We start from the raw sequence: 17,413 nt of genomic DNA on the forward strand, positions 1-17,413 counted from the left end.
GATGGCGGCCACCGCCAACGGCGCCACGGCGGCCTCGGCGGCCGGGGACGGGGCACCGGACGCGGCGACACCGACGACGAGGACGCCGACCAGCGCGCCGGCCACGCCGGTCAGGCGACGGAGGCGACGGCGCCTCGGGATGAGATCGCGGGCTGGTGTTGGCCCGCTGCGGGACGGGGTGTGCATGGAGTGGCTCCCTAGGGTCGGAGAAGGAGCGAGGACTGGTGGACGCGCCACGAACGGCGCCGGATCGTCGGGGTGATGGTGATGGTGATGGTGATGGTGGTGATCGGGCGCCTGTCGTCCGTCGGGCGGCCGGTGCCTGATCATCCCGCGGCGCCTACCGGCCCCAGATCCGCCACGTCTGGTTCAACGGGCTGCCCTGGCCGACGGGGTTGCAGGTCCACTGGTGGACCGACGCCCGCGCCGCCGTGGAGACCCCGTTGACGTCGACACACTTGCCGCTGTGCCGGGCGACGAGCTGGTAGTCGTGCGAGTCGTTGCCCCCGTAGGTGACCTTGCGGAGGGTGAACTGCTGGTTGAGACCGTTGTGGCAGGTCCACTGGTGCACCGCGGCGCCGTCGGCGGTGGAGACGCCGCTGACGTCGAGGCACTTCCCGCTCTGCTGGTTGACCAGCGTGTACGTGTTGGCCACGCCGTCGACCGGGCGGAAGTTCCAGAGCTGCTGGTCGCCGCCGTCGCAGTAGTACTGCTGCTGGGCGTTGCCGTCGGAGCTGCCCTGGTTGGTGTTGTCCAGGCACTGCTGGGAGTGCTGGGCCACCGCCACCGACTGGAATCCGCCGTCCGAGGGCGGCAACAGGGTGACGGTGTACGTGTCGGTCTGGTTGCCGTACGGCAGGGTCACCGTGGCGTTGTTGTTGGACACGTTGACCACGCTGTTGGAGACCGTGATCGGCCCCTGCACCGCGCCGCCGCCGTTGTACGGGATGCGCTGGGTGAGGACCCGCACCTGGTTGTTCTGCACGATGCCGCTGGTCGAGTCCAGACGCCGCAGGTTGACGGTCAGGTTCCCGGTGGTACGGCCGCCGCCGATCAGGACCTTCGCCGCGCCCGTGGAGTTGGTGGCGTACGCGTCGTAGGACGGGCTGGCGGTCACCGAGACGATCTGCCCGGTCTGCGAGGCGTAGTAGCGGTAGGCCCACCACTCGCCCTTGGGCTGGTGCTGGCCGGCCGAGTTGCGGACCAACAGGTTGCCGAGGTCGTTGTGCAGGTTGCCGCCGCCGGCCCAGTTCGCCCGCAGGCCGTCCGCGCGGGCCCGCTCCAGGCGCGCGATGTACCAGGCGCCGTCGGCGGGGTTCTGCTCCTCGGGCGCGCCGTACTCGTTGATCTGGTACGGCCGGGGGTGCGGGATGCCGCGCGGGTCGAGGGTGGCGTTGGCGGCGGCCACGTTGGCGACCGGATCGCCCGGCAGCGAGTGCCAGCTGATGATGTCCGGCACCGTGTTGGTCGAGCGGACGAAGTCCAGGTACTGATTCCAGAAGGCGTGCGTGGTGGACGGCACGCAGGCGCAGCTCGGCCCGACGATGAGCTGGTTGGGGAACTCCGCCCGCAGGCGCTGGTAGGTGCGCCGCCACAGTTCGAGGTACTGGGAGATCGGGCGGTTCCAGAAGATGGTGATGTTGGGTTCGTTCCAGATGTCCCACTGCACGGACAGCCCGGACGCCCGGACGTCGCTGATGACCCGGGTGAGGAAGTTGTCGTAGTCGGTCCAGTTGCCGTTGTCGCCGGGGAAGCGCGAGATGCCGGCGCCGTCCGCGCCCCACAGGTCGTGCGGCAGGATGATGAACTGACCGCCGAGGGCGACGGTCCGGCGGGCCTGCGCGAGGGTGGAGTTCCAGCGACGGTCGTAGTTGCCGCCGACCCAGCCGCTGCCGGGTAGTTGCGCGCCGCCGGCGCGCATGTACTGGAACTTGACGTCGCGGTAGAAGTGGTCGGCCGGGGCACTGGCGTTCTCGGTCATGCCGTAGATCCAGCCCGACGCGCGGTAGGTCGGCGTGCCGATGGTGGTGGAGAAGTCGACGCTGATCGACTCGTCGGCAGCCTGGGCCGGCGGCGCGGCGACGGTGACGGCGGCGGTGGCGGCGAGCAGGCCGACGGCGAGTCGGGCGACGAACGCACGGGTTTGTCCTGGCCTGCCGCGGGACGGGATTTTCACGGGCGGCTCCTTGTGGGGCGTGGGGGACGCTCTCCGGAGGGCTGCGCTTGCGAATCGATTCGCACGGATCGTAGGACCGAAGGTTGAAGAATGTCAATGAAATGACAGTGCGATGACCCTGGCGTTTCCTTCCCCGTACGACCTCGCGCTGCGCCCACCCCTTGACCGCCAACCGAGCACGGACCTATCTTCGTCCGAACCGATTCGTCGAATCGGTTCGCTCCACTACCCGGGAGGTGCCCATGACCGTTGCCCCGTCCGGTCCGGAGTTCCCTATTCAGGACATACCGTTCAGCTACCGCGGATCCTGGCTCAACATCTCCCCGGTGGTCGCCGAGCAGACGTACGCCGACGACCTGCACCTGGTCTCACACCAGACCGGGTTGCACGCTGTGCTCCGCCTCACCCCCACCGGGCCCGGCAGCACGGTCGTCGCCACGCCCACGCTGCTGACCTGGCGCAACGGGTCCGGCCGGATCGAGGCCGGCTACGCCGGGCCGGACATCCTGCGGCTGCGGGGTCGACAACTCGGGCTCCGGATCGCCGCGGCGGCGGCCACCCTCACCCCGTTCAGCGGCACCTACCTGTACCTCGACCCGGCCGACGGGTCGCACGTGTTCACCTCGTACGAGACCGGGCGCCGCTACCGGATCACGGTGCTCTCCGGCTCGCTGCGCCGGGTCGAGGGCGCCGAGGCCCTCGGCACCGCCGACCGGGCACTGGAACTCCCCGCCGACCAGCCCTGGGAGATCGCGATCGAGGAGTACGAGACCGCGCGCCGGCCGTACGCTGCATCCGTCACCTTCGACCGGTTGTGCCTCGACCGCAGGGCCGAGTTCGCCGCCTTCGTCGACGCGGTCGCGCCGTGGCGCGGCGCGGACACCCCGGCCGCCGAACTGGCCGCGTACGTACTGTGGTCGGCCACGGTCGCCCCGGCGGGCTTCGTCACCCGGCCCGCCGTCCTGATGTCCAAGCATTGGATGGACAAGGTGTGGAGCTGGGACCACTGCTTCAACGCGATCGCCCTGGCCGCCGGCGAGCCGGAGCTGGCCTGGCACCAGTTCCACCTGCCCTTCGACCACCAGGACGCGGCCGGGGCCCTGCCCGACTCGGTCACCCACTCGGAGGTCCTGCACAACTACGTCAAGCCCCCCATCCACGGCTGGGCCCTGCGCCACCTGCGCCGACGCCTACCCGAGCCGCCGCACCGGGCGGCGCTGGCCCAGACGTACGACCGGCTGGCCCGCTGGACGGGGTTCTGGCTGGACGCACGCCGCGCCCCCGGCCACGACCTGCCCCATTACCAGCACGGCAACGACAGCGGTTGGGACAACGCCACGACCTTCGACGGCGGCCGGGTCCTCCAGACCGCCGATCTCGCCGCGTTCCTGGTCTCGCAGCTACGCTGCCTGTCCGACCTCGCCACCGAGCTGGGCGAGCCCGCCGGCCGCTGGTCCCGGGAGGCCGACCGGATCAGCACGGCCATGTTCCGGGACCTGTGGGACGGCGAGCGCTTCACCTCCCGCGACCCGCGGACGGGGCGACGGCGGGCGAGCCGCAGCCTGCTCGACCTCATGCCCGTCACGCTCGGCGCCGACCTGCCCACGCCGATCGCCGCCACGCTGGCCCGGGGCGTCGAGGCCCACCTCACCACGCACGGGCTGGCCACCGAGCCGACCGATTCGGCACACTACCTGGCCGACGGCTACTGGCGTGGCCCGATCTGGGCACCCTCCACAGTGCTGGTCGAGGACGGGCTGCGCCGGGCCGGGCACACCGGGATCGCCGACGACATCAGCCGGCGTTTCCTCGCGCTGTGCGAGAAGTCCGGATTCGCGGAGAACTTCGACGCCGAGACCGGCGCCGGGCTACGGGACCGGGCGTACACCTGGACCGCCAGCAGCTACCTCATCCTCGCCGCCGCCCAGGAACAGCGGCGGGCCGCGGCCGGGTAGCCGGCCCGCATCAGCGGGAACGGACCGGGCCGGTGCTGGAACGCAGCGAGACGGGCGGGCTGTACAGGCGGTGGCGTGGCGCAGCATCGGGCGCGGCGATGCTCTCCAGTAGCAGTGCCACCGCCTCGGCGCCCATGTCGCGCATCGGCACGTCCGCGGCGGTCAACGGTGGGCAGAAGTCCTCGGCCCAGTGCTCGGCGGCGACCCCGGCGACGGAGAAGTCGCCCGGCACGGCCAGCCCGGCCGCGTTGAGCGCGCGCTGCACTCCGGGCAGCGCGGCCTCGTTGATGGTGGCCATCGCCGTGACCTGCGGGTACTTTGCGAGCAACTGCTCCACGCACGTCTCGCCGGAGGCGGTGTCGTCGCCGCAGCAGACGTCGACGCCGGTCAGGCCCCGCTCCGCCACCGCCGCCCGGAAGCCGGCCAGCGCCCGATGGCTGGGGCCGTACCCCGCGGCGACCAGTTCGGCGGAGCGGTTCACCAGGGCCACGTGCCGGTGCCCCAGGTCGGCCAGGTGGTGCACGCAGCGGCCGATCAGCCCGGCGTAGTCGATGTCGATCCAGCTCATCCCGTGCGGCTCGGCCGTCCGACCGATTGTGACGAACGGCAGACCCGCCCTGGCCAGCCGGGTCACCCGGTCGTCCTCCAACCGGATCTCCATCAGGACCACACCGTCCACCCGACGCCCGGCGACGATCCGCTCGAACGAACGGTCGTGGTCGCCGCCGGACGGGGACAGCAGCACGTCCAGGTCGTGCCGAGCCGCCGCCTCGACGACGCTGGCGACGAAGCCCAACTGCATGTCGGTCAACCGCTGACTGGCCGGGGGAATCACCAGCCCGAGGGTGCGGGTACGCCCTTCCTTCAGCGCGCGGGCGCTGGCGTTCGGCCGGTAGTCCAGCTCGTCGATTACCGCCTGGATCCGCTGCCGGGTCGCCTCCGACACGGCCCGCTTGCCGCTCAGCACGTACGACACGGTGCTGCGGGACACCCCCGCCCGCTGGGCGATCTCCCCGATGTTCATCACACCGCCCTCGAATCGATTCGCGCCCGGGCGCGGGCAGCACCATGCTCCGCGCATAAGCATAGCCGCCCCGCTGCCCGGCCCAGCTCGTCAATGATCGTGGCGTCCTCGCGGCCGCGTCGGGTTCCCGCCGCTGTCACCCTGCCGGGATCGTCCCCCGCCGACCCACCGCCGGGCGAGCATCGCGGCGGCGCGGCACCCGCGAGAGGCGCGCAGGGCCGGCGAAGGACCGGCCCTGCGCGCCCCCTGGCTCAGCTACGCAGGTTCCACTGCTGGTTGCTGCCGCCGTTGCACGCCCAGAGGATGAGCTTCGTGCCGTTAGCCGTCCCGGCGCCGGACGCGTCGAGACAGAGCCCGGACTGCACCCCGGTGATCGTGCCGTTGGCGTTGACGTTCCACTGCTGGTTGGCCTGCCCGTTGCAGTCCCAGATCACCACCTGGGTGCCGTTGCTGGTGCCCTGGCCGGAGGCGTCCAGGCACTTGGTGCCGTAGACCATGAGCTGCCGGCTGGCGGTCTGGGTCCACCGCTGGTTGGCGGCGCCGGTGCAGTCCCAGAGCTGGGCCTGGGTGCCGTTGGTCGTGCTGGAGCCGCCGATCTCGGCGCACCGGCCGGACTGGACCCCGACGATCTGCACGCCCTGCGCCGGAGGGTTGGTGCCCTGCACGCCGGCGGCGGCCATCACGGCCTGCGCGCCGGAGGGCCAGTTGTTGTTGGTGACCGTCACGTTGCCGGAGACGACGTTGCCCCGGTCGCCGTTGGTCACGTTGGTGCTGCCGTTGGTCGACCAGTTGTTGGTCACGGTGAAGTTGCCCATGTTCTCCGCGTACCAGTAGTTGGCGGTGGCCCAGGTGCCGGTGGCGGAGAACACGTTGTTGCGGGCGGTGTAGTAGCGGGAGCCCTCGTCGAAGTAGAGCCCGAACCAGCCGTTGGTGCGCAGGCAGTAGTTCTCGTTGATCGTCGCGCCCGGGTTCGCCGACAGCGTGTAGATGCACCCGCCGTCGGTCATCTGCTGCATGACGTCGTGCACGTAGTTGCCGATGACCTGGTTGTTGGACGCGGTGGTGGCCGTCGTGTAGCGCGGCTGGTAGTTGTACAGGCCCCGGTTGGCGTAGTGGTTGCTGCCACCGGCGTCGTTGGCGCCCCAGCCGTAGCCGACCGACAGGCCGGTGTACGGCATGTTGTAGACCTCGTTGTGGGAAACCAGGGCGGTGCTGACGTAGGTGGTCAGGATCGACACGACGCCCCGGTACTCCAGGCCCAGGTCGTGCACCCGGTTGTTGCTGATAGTGATGTTCCGGTTGACCATCCGCTGGTCGGCGGGGTGGTGGGCGTCGGCGCGCACGCCGCCGACCACGATGCCACCGGCCGAGTTGCGGGCGATCTCCGAGCGGGTGACCGTGATGTTGCTGGTGCCCAGGCCGACGCCGCTGGCGTGGGCGTTGGCGTCGTTGCCGATGCCGATGGCGGTCTGCCCGAGGTTGACGAACTGGGAGTCGCTGAAGGTGATGGTGTTGGCGGCGGACACCTGCACGGCGGCGGGCATCTGGTTCCAGTGCGGCCGGGTGGCCTCGAACTGCGGGCAGCCGGCCTGGCAGGAGGTCAGGGCGTCGGCCGGGCGGGCCCAGGTGCCGGTGATGTGGGCGCCGGTCTGCTGATCGGCGAAGCCGTTGCTGCTGCTGGGGCCGAGCCAGCTCGTGCCGGTGAAGGTGATCCCGCTGAACGAGATGTGGTGCGCGGGGGCGTCGTAGGTGCCGCCGACGTTCACCAGGGACTGCAACTGCGGCAGCTCCACGCTGACGTTGCTCATGTTCTGCCCGGCCAGCGGGATGTAGTTGAGCTGGCCGCTGCCCGGGTTGAGGTACCACTCGCCCGGCGCGTCGAGGAACTCGTACGCGTTGGTCAGGTAGAACGGCCCGGCCCGGTGCGGCTGGGAGAGGGTGTCGAAGCCGAACGTGTTGTTGTTCCAGGCCGGCTGCTGCATGGTGAGGAAGTTGCCGCTGATGCTCTGCACGGGCGAGTACCGGTCGGTGAACGAGCCGACGCTCTCCACCTCGACTCGGTTCTGGTTGCCGAGGTTGTTCAGGTAGCTCAGCGCGCTGTTGCTGAACCGCAGGCCGGAGGTGGTGAAGGTGAAGTCGGCCCGGTTGACGGCGGTACGCGCGCGGGTGGCGACCGCCCCGTTGACGTAGAGCTGCCGGCTGTCGAGGCCGGCGGGGACGTTGGCCCGCCAGATGTTCTTGCCGGAGTCGACAAGCGACCAGCCGGTGACCGCCCGCGCGCCGCTGATGACCGGACGGGCGGACGCGGCGGCCCGCCACGTCACGGTGTAGCCGTTGTTGCCGGAGTCGGCGGCGGTCAGCCGGAACGGCGCGGAGAGCCGGTACACGCCGTCGGCCAGCTCGACGACTATGTCGCCCGACATGGCGGCGTTGCGGGATCGGACCGCGTTCTGCGCCTCGGTGAGCGAGCAGGGCTGGCTGGCCGAGCAGGTGGTGCCGCTGCCGGAGGGGGACGCGTAGAGGGTGGTGGTGGCCGCGGCGGCGGGTGCCGCCGAGACGAAGACGGCGGCCGCTGCGGCGACCGTCGCCGAGGCGACGCCGGCCAGCACCTGCCGGTGCCTCCTGGGGGATGACGGGACGGACACGAGTAGGACTCCTATCGTGGTGGGGTGTGATGGGACGCCCTCACCCCGCTGGACCGGGTCACCGGTCCACTCGGTGCGGGCGTCACCCGTACACGTCGGGCCTCGCCGCGACGCGGGCGGGTTGCTTTCGGTGGGGCACCGGGTCCGCCGGGCGGCGGAGGCGGTGTGGCACCGCCCCCGCCGGCGGTCGGCTCGGCCGGATCATGGCTGCTCCTGACCGGGCGCGGCCGTGTCGAGCAGGCCGGTCGCCCGCAGCGCCGACCACAGCTCGACCGGGACGTCGACGTCCCACCGCGCCACGGTCTGCGCCACCTGCCCGCCGCTGCGCAGCCCGACGACCGTCGAGACGACCGCGGGATGCGACCGGACGAAGGCGAGCGCCGCCTGCGGCAGCGTGACGCCGTACGTCTCGCAGACCGCCGCGATCCGCCTCGCCCGCTCGATCAGTTCCGGCGGGGCCTGCTCGTAGTTGTAGGTCGCGTCGGCCGGCGGGCGATCCCGGGACAACAGGCCGGAGTTGTAGACACCAGCGATCACCACGCCCACGCCCCGGCTGGCGGCGGCGGGCAGCAGGTCGGCCAGCGCGCCCTGTTCGAGCAGGGTGTAGCGGCCGGCGCACATCACCACGTCGATGTCGGTCTCTTGGACGAACCGGGTGAGCAGTTGCGACTGGTTCATGCCGGCACCGATAGCCCGCACCACACCCTGCTCGCGCAGCTCCACCAGGGCGGGCACCGCCTCCGTCGCAGCCTGCTCCCAGTGGTCGTCGGGATCGTGCAGGTAGACGATGTCAACCCGGTCCAGGCCGGTGCGGGCAAGGCTGGACTCCAGCGAGCGAAGGACCCCGTCGCGGCTGAAGTCCCACACCCGCCGGTGACACTCGGCGACGTCGAACCCTTCCGGGTCGCGCCGGTGCGCGTTCTCCGGCGACGGTACGAGGAGACGACCGACCTTCGTGGACACGACATACTCGTCGCGTGGGCGGCTCCGCAGGGCATCGCCGAGCCGCCGTTCGGACAGCCCGAGGCCGTAGTGCGGCGCGGTGTCGTAGTACCGCAGGCCGGCCTCCCACGCCGTGTCGACGGCGGCGGCGAACTCCTCGTCCGTGGTCGCCCGGTAGAGGTTGCCGCCCTGGGCCGCGCCGAAGCCCAGCTCGGTGAGGCGGACCGCCGGCCGCCGGGGCAGCGCCCGCTCCCTCACGACGGCTCCAGCCGATACACCCGCCGCGCGGTGTGCCGCCAGGTCGCCGCCCGGTCGTCCCCGCCGGGGCAGCAGCCCGCCAGTTCGGACAGGAACACCGGGGCGCTGGCGGATTCGGTGGCCGATCCCCACCGGCCGCCGAAGCGGTGCGCGACTGCCTTCATGCGTCCTCCCTGTGGGCGGTCGGGGGGTCAGGGTCGGGCGGCGGACGGGACGCCGTCGTGGGTGTACGCCGGGGCGTCCGGCAGGGCGGTGACGTGCGGTCGCGGCTTGGCGTAGACGCCGTCGGCCACCGCCAGCAGCCGACGTCCGGCTCGTTCCGGTCGCACGTTGGGGCCGTCGGCGGTCGGCGTCACCGGTCGGCGGCGGGACGCGCGGATCTCCTCCTCGGCGACCGTGACGCCGAGGCCCGGCGAGTCACCGAGGACGAACGCGCCGTCCTCGACGTGCAGGTCGAAGCTGATCCCGACCGGGGCGTGCAGGTCCTGCAACTCGCTGACCAGGTGGTTCGGCACCGACGTGGCGGCGTGCAGCAGGCCGACGGGGCTGTTGCCGATCGGGCTGACCGGCAGGTCGTAGGCGTGCGCCAGGGCGGACACCCGAAGGAAGTGGGTGACGCCCCACACCGCGGCCGTCTGGACGACATCGACCGCCGCCGCGGCGATCAGCGGACGGTACTGTTCCAGGCCGGTGAGGTTCTCCCCGGTGGCGACCGACGCGCGGATCCCCCGTCCGACGACGGCCAGGCCCTCGGCGTCCCACCGCCGGACGGGCTCCTCGACCCAGACGAGGTCCAGGGTGCGTTCGAGCTCGCAGACGTGCCGGACGGCCTGCTTGCGGGTCCATGCCTCGTTCACGTCGAGCATCAGGCCGGGCCGCCGCCCGTGGGCGGCGGTCAGCACCTCCCGCACCAGGTGCAGGCGGTCGCGGTCCCGCTCGACGTCGAGGCCGCCCTTGAGCTTGGCGGCCCGCAGGCCGTGCCGGGCGTAGACCTCGTACGCCGCGACCAGTTCGTCGTCGCTCAGGCCGATGTCCAGGCCGGACGCGTAGGCGGGCACCCGCCGGTCGCGCCCGCCCAGCAGCCGCCAGAGCGGTTGCCCGGCCGCCTGCGCCTTGATGTCCCACAGGGCGGTGTCGAGTGCGCCGATGGTGCCGAACACCGAGCCCGCGTGGCCCGCCTTGAACGTCTGCCGCAGCATCCGGTCGTACAGGGCGGTCACGGCACGGGGGTCCTCGCCGTGGATCGCCGCGAAGATGCTCTCGATGTCTCCATGCGGCCCGAGGCCGACCCCGGTGATGCCCTCGTCTGTCTCGACCACGACGATCGGCACGGTGGTGACGCCGTCGGCGAAGACGCCGTTGGCGTCGCCGACGGGGCGTCCCCATTCCTGGCTGGTCGTGAGGGTCCGGTACCCGGTGATCCGCATGTCAGCCCTTCGTGGAGCCGGCGGCGACACCGTCGGCGATCTGGCGCTGGAGGAAGAGGTAGATCACCAGAACGGGTATCGCGGCGATCAGCACCCCGGAGGCGAAGGTCGGGATGTCGGCGGAGTACTGCCCGCGTAGCGAGGTCACCCCGACCATGAGGGTGCGGTGCTCGGCCGAGGGCATCAGCAGCAGCGAGATCAGTACGTCGTTCCAGCAGAACAGGGCGTTGAGGATGCCGACCGACAGCAGCGCCGGGGCGCCCAGTGGCAGCATGATCCGCCGGTAGACGCCGTACACGCTGTTGCCGTCGATCCGGGCCGCGTCGATGATCTCGGTGGGAATGGTCCGGTAGTAGCTGGTCATCAGGAAGATCGTGAAGGGGAGGAACTGCGCGACGTAGGCGAGGACGAGCCCCGGGTAGGTGTCGACGAGCCCGGCGTCCGCCATGATCCGAGCCAGCGGCACCATGATCACCTGGAACGGGGCGAAGAGCGCCGCGAGGCAGCCCAGAAACAGCGCCGACGAGCCGCGGAAGCGCAGTTGGCCCAGCGCGAAGCCCGCCATCGACCCGACCAGCAGCAGCAGGACCACCGAGGCCACCACCACGACGACCGAGTTGACCAGATACCGGCCCAGGCCGACGCTGCTCCACGCCGTGGCGATGTTCTCCCAGCGCACGGCGTCGGCCAGCGAGAAGCGATCGAGAATGTACTCGCGGCGGGTCTTCATGGCCACGTTGACGGTGAAGACCATCGGATAGATCGTCGCCAGCGCCAGGAGGGACATCGGTACGGCGAGCAGCCACCCGCCCGGCCGAATGCGGGACATCAGACCTCCCTCACCGCTCGCCGAAGCAGGCTGATCTGTAGCAGCCCCACCACGAGCATGACGAGGAAGAGGACCGTCGAGGCGGCCGACGCGAGCGCGGGCCGGTTCATCTGCCCCTGCTGGATCCAGATGTAGTACTCCGGCAGGTACGTCGAGCCCTCCGGGCCGCCGCTGGTCATGACGTAGAGCAGGCCGAACATGGAGGTCAGCATCCCGATCATCGTGGTCACGAAGACGAACTGGATGGTGCGGGACAGGCTGGGGACGATCACGTGCCGGATGGTCTGGGGCAGCGACGCGCCGTCTACCCGGGCCGCGTCCAGCAGCGAGGCGTCCAGGGTGGCGAACCCGGCGAGGAACACCACCAGCCCCATGCCGAACGTCGCCCAGACGTGCACCCCGACCACCACGAACATCGCCACGTCCGGGTCGCCGAGCCAGTCCGTCGGCCCGATGCCGACCCCGCCGAGCACGGCGTTGAGCGGGCCGTCGAAGGCGAGCAGGAGATTGAAGATGGCACCGACGATGACCGGGGAGAGCACCGCCGGGAAGAAGTAGGCGCTGCGGTACAGCCGGTGCCCCGGCACCCGCAGGTAGATGAAGGTCGCGAGCAGGCCGGGGATCGCCACCGCCACCGGCAGGAGCAGCACGAGCAGCCCGACGTTGCGCAGCGCGCCCCGGAACAGCGGGTCGGCGAACAACTCCCGGTAGTTGTCGAGGCCGACCACCGTCCCGTCGCGGTCACCGTCCCCGGTGAAGGAGAAGTTCACCCCGAGTACCAGTGGCCACAACCGCAGCAGCACGATGATCAGCACGGCCGGGGCCAGCAGGATGTAGGGGGCGAGACGCTCCCTACGCCGACCGCCCCGGCGGCGACGGGACGCGCCGCCGGGGGGCAGGGGCCGCCGCTGCGGCGCCCTGTCGGTCCGCCCCGCCTCGACCGGACGGACCGACGTCAGGGACTCCCCGTTCGGCACGGGTCAACCGGCCTGGTCCGAGGCGGCCAACTGCTTCACTACCTCGTCGACGGTGATCGAGCCGCTCAGCAGTTGCTGGGAGAGCCGGCCCATCAGGTCCAGGGTCTGCGAGGAGAGCGCCACGTGCAGGGCCGGCTTGCCGGTCTTGATGTCGGCGACGATCGCGGCCGCGGCCGGTCCGCCCTGCGACACGTCGATCGTCGTGTCGGAGGCGATCGCGCCGGCCTGCGCGTAGAAGGCACTCAGGGCGTCGGTCGAGCTCAGCGACCGCACCAGGTCGGCGGCCATCTTCGGGTCCTTCGTCCACTTGGCGACCCCGTATCCGATTCCGCCGTCGTACGCCAGGCTCGGGGTGGTGCCCGGCACGACGACAGGTGCCCGCATCACGCCGAGCTTGTCGGCGGTGAGGAACTCGCTGAAGTCCTTCCAGTGCCCCACGTCCGACATCAGGCCGATGACGTGGGCGGCCTTGGCGGACTGGAAGACCGCGAAGGCGTCGTTGAACATCGCCGTCGAGTTCGGGCCGTCACTGTTGAGCTTCGCGTCCTGGGTCTCCTTCCACAGCGCGAAGATCCGCTTGACGTGGGGCGAGGACCAGTCCCGCTTTCCGGCGATCCAGTCGTCGTACTGCTGCGGGGTGAAGACGCCCGAGCCGAGGGCCGAGAGGAAGAACTGGATGCCGTAGCCCTCCTTGTTGCCGAGGGCGAAGCACTTCGCGCCGGTCTTCCTGGTGATGGTGGCGCAGTCGGCGATGAACTCGGGCCAGGTGGTGGCGGGGCTCGCCGGGTCGAGGCCGGCCTTCTCGTAGAGCGTCCGGTTGTAGTAGATGGGGTGCCCCTGGAGGGTCACCGGGGCGGCGTAGGTCTTGCCGTCCTTGGTGAACGCGTCCCACCCGCCCAGCCGCTGCCGGTCCTCGGCCACGTACTCGTCCAGCGGCAGCAGCGCGTCCGCCCGGTCCCGGATCCGGCCGCCGCCGTTGAAGAGGATCACGTCCGGCCCCGTGCCGGACTGGATCGCCGTGCCGAGCAGGGTGTAGTACTGCTCGTAGGGCTGGGCGACGAACTCGACGGTGACGCCGGGGTGCTTCCTGGCGAAGTCGGCCTTCGCCTTCTCGATGTACGGCGCGGCAGCGGCCTCGCCGGACTTCCAGTCCCAGACCACCAGCTTGCCCTCGGAGCCGCCGGGCGACGAGCGCGTCCCTGAGGCGCTCCCGCAGCCGCCCAGCGCCAGCGCCGCCACGGCAAGGACGGCTGGCCATACTGCTCGCTGCTTCATCGCTGCTCACCTTCGACTATGCGAATGCCGGCGAACCGGCCGTCGATGCAGGAATTGACGGAAAGGTAACTCGTATGACGTATGACGTCAACAGTGAGGCGTAGGATTTTCGGACGGCGGTCGTGGCGCCGTCGCGGGGCACTGGAGGGGACATGACGGCAGCACAGGGAACCACCCTGAACAACACATCGGGGCCCCCGGCGTGGTCGCGGCGGCCGGCCAACCTTGCCACGGCGGTCACCGGGGAACTGGTGAAGCGCATCGTTCGCGGGGCGCACCCGTCCGGGACGCCGCTACCCCCCGAACCAGCGCTCTGCGCGGCATTCTCGGTGAGCCGGACGGTCGTCCGGGAGGCGGTGAAGATCCTTCAGGAGAAGGGGCTGGTGCAGATCCGCCAGGGCAGCGGCACCATCGTCACCCCGCCGTCGATGTGGAACATGCTCGACGAACTCGTCCTCGCTGCGACCCTCGCCGAGGACGACACCCTGGCGATCCTCGACGACCTCGTCGTCACCCGCCGGGTGCTGGAGTCCGACATGGCCAACGTCGCCGCCCGCCTGGCCGACCAGGAGACCCTCGACCGGTTGCGCGCCCTGGTCGACCGGATGGACGAGCTGGTGGACGACCACGTCACGTACCACGAGCACGACCGCGCGTTCCACGACGTGATCATGCAGGCGTCCGGCAACCGCATCGCCCGTGGCGTGGTGCGGGCCCTGGAGAGCCAGGTCATCAATACCGCCCGGTACATGGGCCGGTCCGAACGGGCACTGTGCGTGGCGTCCAACCTGGGCCACCGTCGCATCTACGAGCGCATCGCCGCTCACGACCCCGACGGCGCCAGCGAGGCCATGTTCACCCACATCACCGAGGCGTGGCTCGTCCGCCGCAGCGGGCCGGAAACCGCGCGGCTGGTGCGCTGACGAGTGAACCCGCCCCGTGGGGCGGGTGCCGGTCCCGGGTGACCCGGGGTGGCCCCGGGAAAAGACACTCGTCACCTCGGCCGATCGCACGGGACCTCAGCCTACGAATATCCATGGCTTGCCAGTGTTAACGGTAACAGCTACGGTCGGCCGCAGAGGCGAAAAGCACGCTTCCACGCTCGCCCCGGCCCGACCCGGCCGGCGGAGCGGTACGCGGCAGCACCGGCCGTCAACCTCCGGGCGTTGCCGCTGGTGGTGCACGGCGCCGGGTTGGGCCCGCCCGACCCGCCGGGGAGCCACGGCGAGCGTGGTCCACCACCTCCGCGTGCCCATCGGCTCCAAAAACCGTGCCCGACCGCCCCCCGAGCCGCACCAACCCGCAACGGCGACACACCCGGACGAGCGTGGCGGCCCGCCTCGCCCGACCGGGCAGGCCGCCGCCCACCACCATCACCACACGCCTTCACGACACGTCCCCCGGCCGGGCCGCAGGCCCGAGTTCCGGTCGATTTGGAGGTCCGCATGTCACCCCTACCCGTCAGCCGCCGCCGGCTGCTGCAGGCCACCGGCGCGACCGCGGTCGTCTCCGCGACCGGTGCCACGTTCGCCGCATCACCTCCGGCCGCCGCCGCGGTGGTCCCACCGGTCCGGCCGGACACCGGCGTCTCGGCGTATCCGTTCGAGCTGGGCCAGGTACGGCTGACCGCCGGACGCTGGCTGGACAACCAGAACCGGACGCTGAGCTACCTACGGTTCGTCGACGTCGACCGGCTGTTGTACAACTTCCGCGCCAACCACCGGTTGTCCACCAACGGTGCCGCGTCCAACGGGGGCTGGGATGCGCCGTCGTTCCCGTTCCGGACCCACGTGCAGGGACACTTCCTGACCGCCTGGGCCCAGGCGTACGCGGTCCTCGGCGACACCACCTGCCGGGACAAGGCGAACTACATGGTCGCCGAGCTGGCCAAGTGCCAGGCGAACAACGGCGCGGCCGGGTTCACCGCGGGCTACCTGTCCGGGTTCCCTGAGTCGGACTTCACGGCGCTGGAGGCACGCACGCTGTCCAACGGCAACGTGCCCTACTACTGCATCCACAAGACGCTGCTGGGGCTGCTGGACGTCTGGCGCTACATCGGCAACACCCAGGCCCGCTCCGTGCTGCTGGCGCTGGCCGGCTGGGTCGACACCCGCACGGCCCGGTTGAGCTCCAGCCAGATGCAGGCGATGCTCGGCACCGAGTTCGGCGGGATGAACGAGGCACTGGCCGACCTCTACCAGCAGACCGGCGACGGTCGCTGGCTCACCGTCGCCCAGCGGTTCGACCACGCCGCCGTGTTCAACCCGCTCGCCGCCAACTCCGACCAGCTCAACGGGCTGCACGCCAACACCCAGGTGCCCAAGTGGATCGGCGCGGCGCGCGAGTACAAGGCGACCGGCACCACGCGGTACCGCGACATCGCCAGCAACGCGTGGAACATGACCGTGAACGCGCACACCTACGCCATCGGCGGCAACAGCCAGGCCGAGCACTTCCGCGCGCCCAACGCGATCGCCGGCTACCTCACCAACGACACGTGCGAGCACTGCAACACGGTCAACATGCTGAAGCTGACCCGGGAGCTGTGGCTGATCGACCCGAACCAGGCGGCGTACTTCGACTACTTCGAGCGCGCGCTGGCCAACCACGTCATCGGCGCCCAGAACCCGGCCGACGGCCACGGCCACGTCACCTACTTCACCCCGCTCAAGCCGGGCGGTCGCCGGGGCGTGGGCCCCGCCTGGGGCGGCGGCACGTGGAGCACCGACTACGACTCGTTCTGGTGCTGCCAGGGCACCGGCATCGAGATCAACACCAGGCTGATGGACTCCATCTACTTCCACAACGGCACCACGCTCACCGTGAACCTGTTCGCGCCGTCGACGCTGAACTGGTCCCAGCGCGGCATCACGGTCACCCAGAGCACGAACTACCCGGTCGGCGACACCACCACCCTGACCCTGTCCGGCACGATGAGCGGCTCGTGGAGCATTCGGGTGCGCATCCCGGCCTGGGCCAGCGGCGCGACGATCGCCGTCAACGGCGCGACGCAGAGCGTGGCCACCACGCCGGGTAGCTACGCGACGGTCACCCGCACCTGGGCTTCGGGCGACACCATCACCGTACGGCTGCCGATGCGGGTCGTGCTGTCGCCCGCCAACGACAACGCCGCCGTCGCCGCCGTCACCTACGGCCCGATGGTGCTGTGCGGCAACTACGGCAACACCTCGCTGTCCACCCTGCCGTCGCTCACCGCCTCGTCGATCACCCGGACCAGCACCAGCACGCTCGCGTTCACCGCGACCGCGAACGGCGCGACGGTCAACCTCGCGCCGTTCCAGGACGCGCAAGGCTACAACTACACCGTCTACTGGAGCGTCAGCGGCGGCACCGGGACCACCACCCACAAGCTGTTCAACGTCGGCAGCGGCCTGGTCCTCGGCATCCAGAACATGTCCACCGCCGACGGCGGGCTCGCACTCCAGTGGGGCAACACCGGCACCGCCGACCACAACTGGGTCGTCGTGACGGAGGGCGGCAACGTCAAGTTCCGCAACGTCAACAGCGGCAAGGTCCTCGGCGTCGAGAACATGTCCACCGCCGACAACGCCCGCGTCCTGCAGTGGGGGGACAACGGCACCGCCGACCACCTCTGGACCCTCCTGGACCAGGGCGACGGCACCTACAAGATCCGCAACGTCCACAGCGGCAAGCTGCTCGGCATCCTCAACGGCTCCACCGCCTGGGGCGCGCAGGCCGTGCAGGACTCGGACAACGGCAGCGCCGACAACCGGTGGCGGCTCGTCGCCAACCAGTAGGCGCGATCGCTCCGGACGGGGTGCGGCGAGGGTTCCCGGTCGCGAGCAGGGGCTGCCCCGTACGGGGCAGCCCCTGCTGTGCGGGCGTCAGGAGCCGATCAGAGCCGCCGCCCGGGGCACGACACG

General features: G+C 70.8%; 13 protein-coding genes. 3 read left to right on the forward strand and 10 right to left on the reverse strand.

Annotated features, from left to right (window positions below; genetic code table 11):
• The coding region (locus tag MCAG_RS33365; RefSeq protein ID WP_369751297.1) for a hypothetical protein at positions 1-186 on the reverse strand (186 nt) is incomplete at its 3' end.
• A 154-nt stretch (positions 187-340) separates the two neighbouring features.
• Positions 341-2,176, reverse strand: coding sequence for an RICIN domain-containing protein (locus MCAG_RS03540; protein WP_007071602.1), 1,836 nt, complete (start codon positions 2,174-2,176; stop codon positions 341-343).
• A gap of 242 nt (positions 2,177-2,418) precedes the next feature.
• On the opposite strand from MCAG_RS03540, the gene MCAG_RS03545 reads away from it, so the two are divergent.
• The gene (locus MCAG_RS03545) at positions 2,419-4,131 is read left to right on the forward strand and encodes an amylo-alpha-1,6-glucosidase (RefSeq protein ID WP_036372180.1); all 1,713 of its coding nucleotides are present in this window, start codon (positions 2,419-2,421) and stop codon (positions 4,129-4,131) included.
• A gap of 10 nt (positions 4,132-4,141) precedes the next feature.
• Here the strand turns inward: MCAG_RS03545 and MCAG_RS03550 are convergent, their stop codons facing one another.
• The 8 genes from MCAG_RS03550 to MCAG_RS03580 form a co-directional block, all read right to left on the reverse strand.
• Positions 4,142-5,155 (reverse strand): LacI family DNA-binding transcriptional regulator, encoded by a 1,014-nt coding sequence (locus tag MCAG_RS03550; RefSeq protein ID WP_036372182.1) that lies wholly within the window; start codon positions 5,153-5,155, stop codon positions 4,142-4,144.
• 251 nt (positions 5,156-5,406) lie between these two features.
• Entirely contained in the window at positions 5,407-7,800 is a 2,394-nt protein-coding gene (locus tag MCAG_RS03555; protein WP_036372185.1) for a right-handed parallel beta-helix repeat-containing protein, read from the reverse strand.
• A 201-nt stretch (positions 7,801-8,001) separates the two neighbouring features.
• Complete coding sequence (locus MCAG_RS03560; RefSeq protein ID WP_036372187.1) at positions 8,002-9,000, reverse strand: aldo/keto reductase; 999 nt, start codon at positions 8,998-9,000, stop codon at positions 8,002-8,004.
• Complete coding sequence (locus MCAG_RS32125; protein WP_157547847.1) at positions 8,997-9,164, reverse strand: hypothetical protein; 168 nt, start codon at positions 9,162-9,164, stop codon at positions 8,997-8,999. The genes MCAG_RS03560 and MCAG_RS32125 overlap by 4 nt, the downstream gene beginning before the upstream one ends.
• A 27-nt stretch (positions 9,165-9,191) precedes the next feature.
• Positions 9,192-10,427, reverse strand: a complete 1,236-nt coding sequence (locus tag MCAG_RS03565) for a mandelate racemase/muconate lactonizing enzyme family protein (RefSeq protein WP_036372189.1) — start codon at positions 10,425-10,427, stop codon at positions 9,192-9,194.
• 1 nt (position 10,428) lies between these two features.
• Positions 10,429-11,256, reverse strand: a complete 828-nt coding sequence (locus tag MCAG_RS03570) for a carbohydrate ABC transporter permease (RefSeq protein WP_036372191.1) — start codon at positions 11,254-11,256, stop codon at positions 10,429-10,431.
• A complete protein-coding gene (locus MCAG_RS03575) occupies positions 11,256-12,233 on the reverse strand; it encodes a carbohydrate ABC transporter permease (RefSeq protein WP_007071608.1) in 978 nt (325 codons plus the stop codon). Before MCAG_RS03575 ends, MCAG_RS03570 begins: the two co-directional genes overlap by 1 nt.
• Before the next feature lie 3 nt (positions 12,234-12,236).
• Positions 12,237-13,508, reverse strand: coding sequence for an ABC transporter substrate-binding protein (locus MCAG_RS03580; protein ID WP_007071609.1), 1,272 nt, complete (start codon positions 13,506-13,508; stop codon positions 12,237-12,239).
• Positions 13,509-13,660: 152 nt separating this feature from the next.
• On the opposite strand from MCAG_RS03580, the gene MCAG_RS35880 reads away from it, so the two are divergent.
• Both MCAG_RS35880 and MCAG_RS03590 read left to right on the forward strand, forming a co-directional pair.
• Positions 13,661-14,431: a FadR/GntR family transcriptional regulator gene (locus MCAG_RS35880; RefSeq protein WP_083802175.1), complete on the forward strand. Its 771-nt coding sequence runs from the start codon at positions 13,661-13,663 to the stop codon at positions 14,429-14,431.
• Between the two features lie 522 nt (positions 14,432-14,953).
• Positions 14,954-17,287, forward strand: a complete 2,334-nt coding sequence (locus MCAG_RS03590; protein ID WP_036372194.1) for a beta-L-arabinofuranosidase domain-containing protein — start codon at positions 14,954-14,956, stop codon at positions 17,285-17,287.
• The last annotated feature ends 126 nt before the right edge of the window (positions 17,288-17,413 follow it).

It is taken from the genome of Micromonospora sp. ATCC 39149 (genome assembly GCF_000158815.1).
GTDB lineage: Bacteria > Actinomycetota > Actinomycetes > Mycobacteriales > Micromonosporaceae > Micromonospora.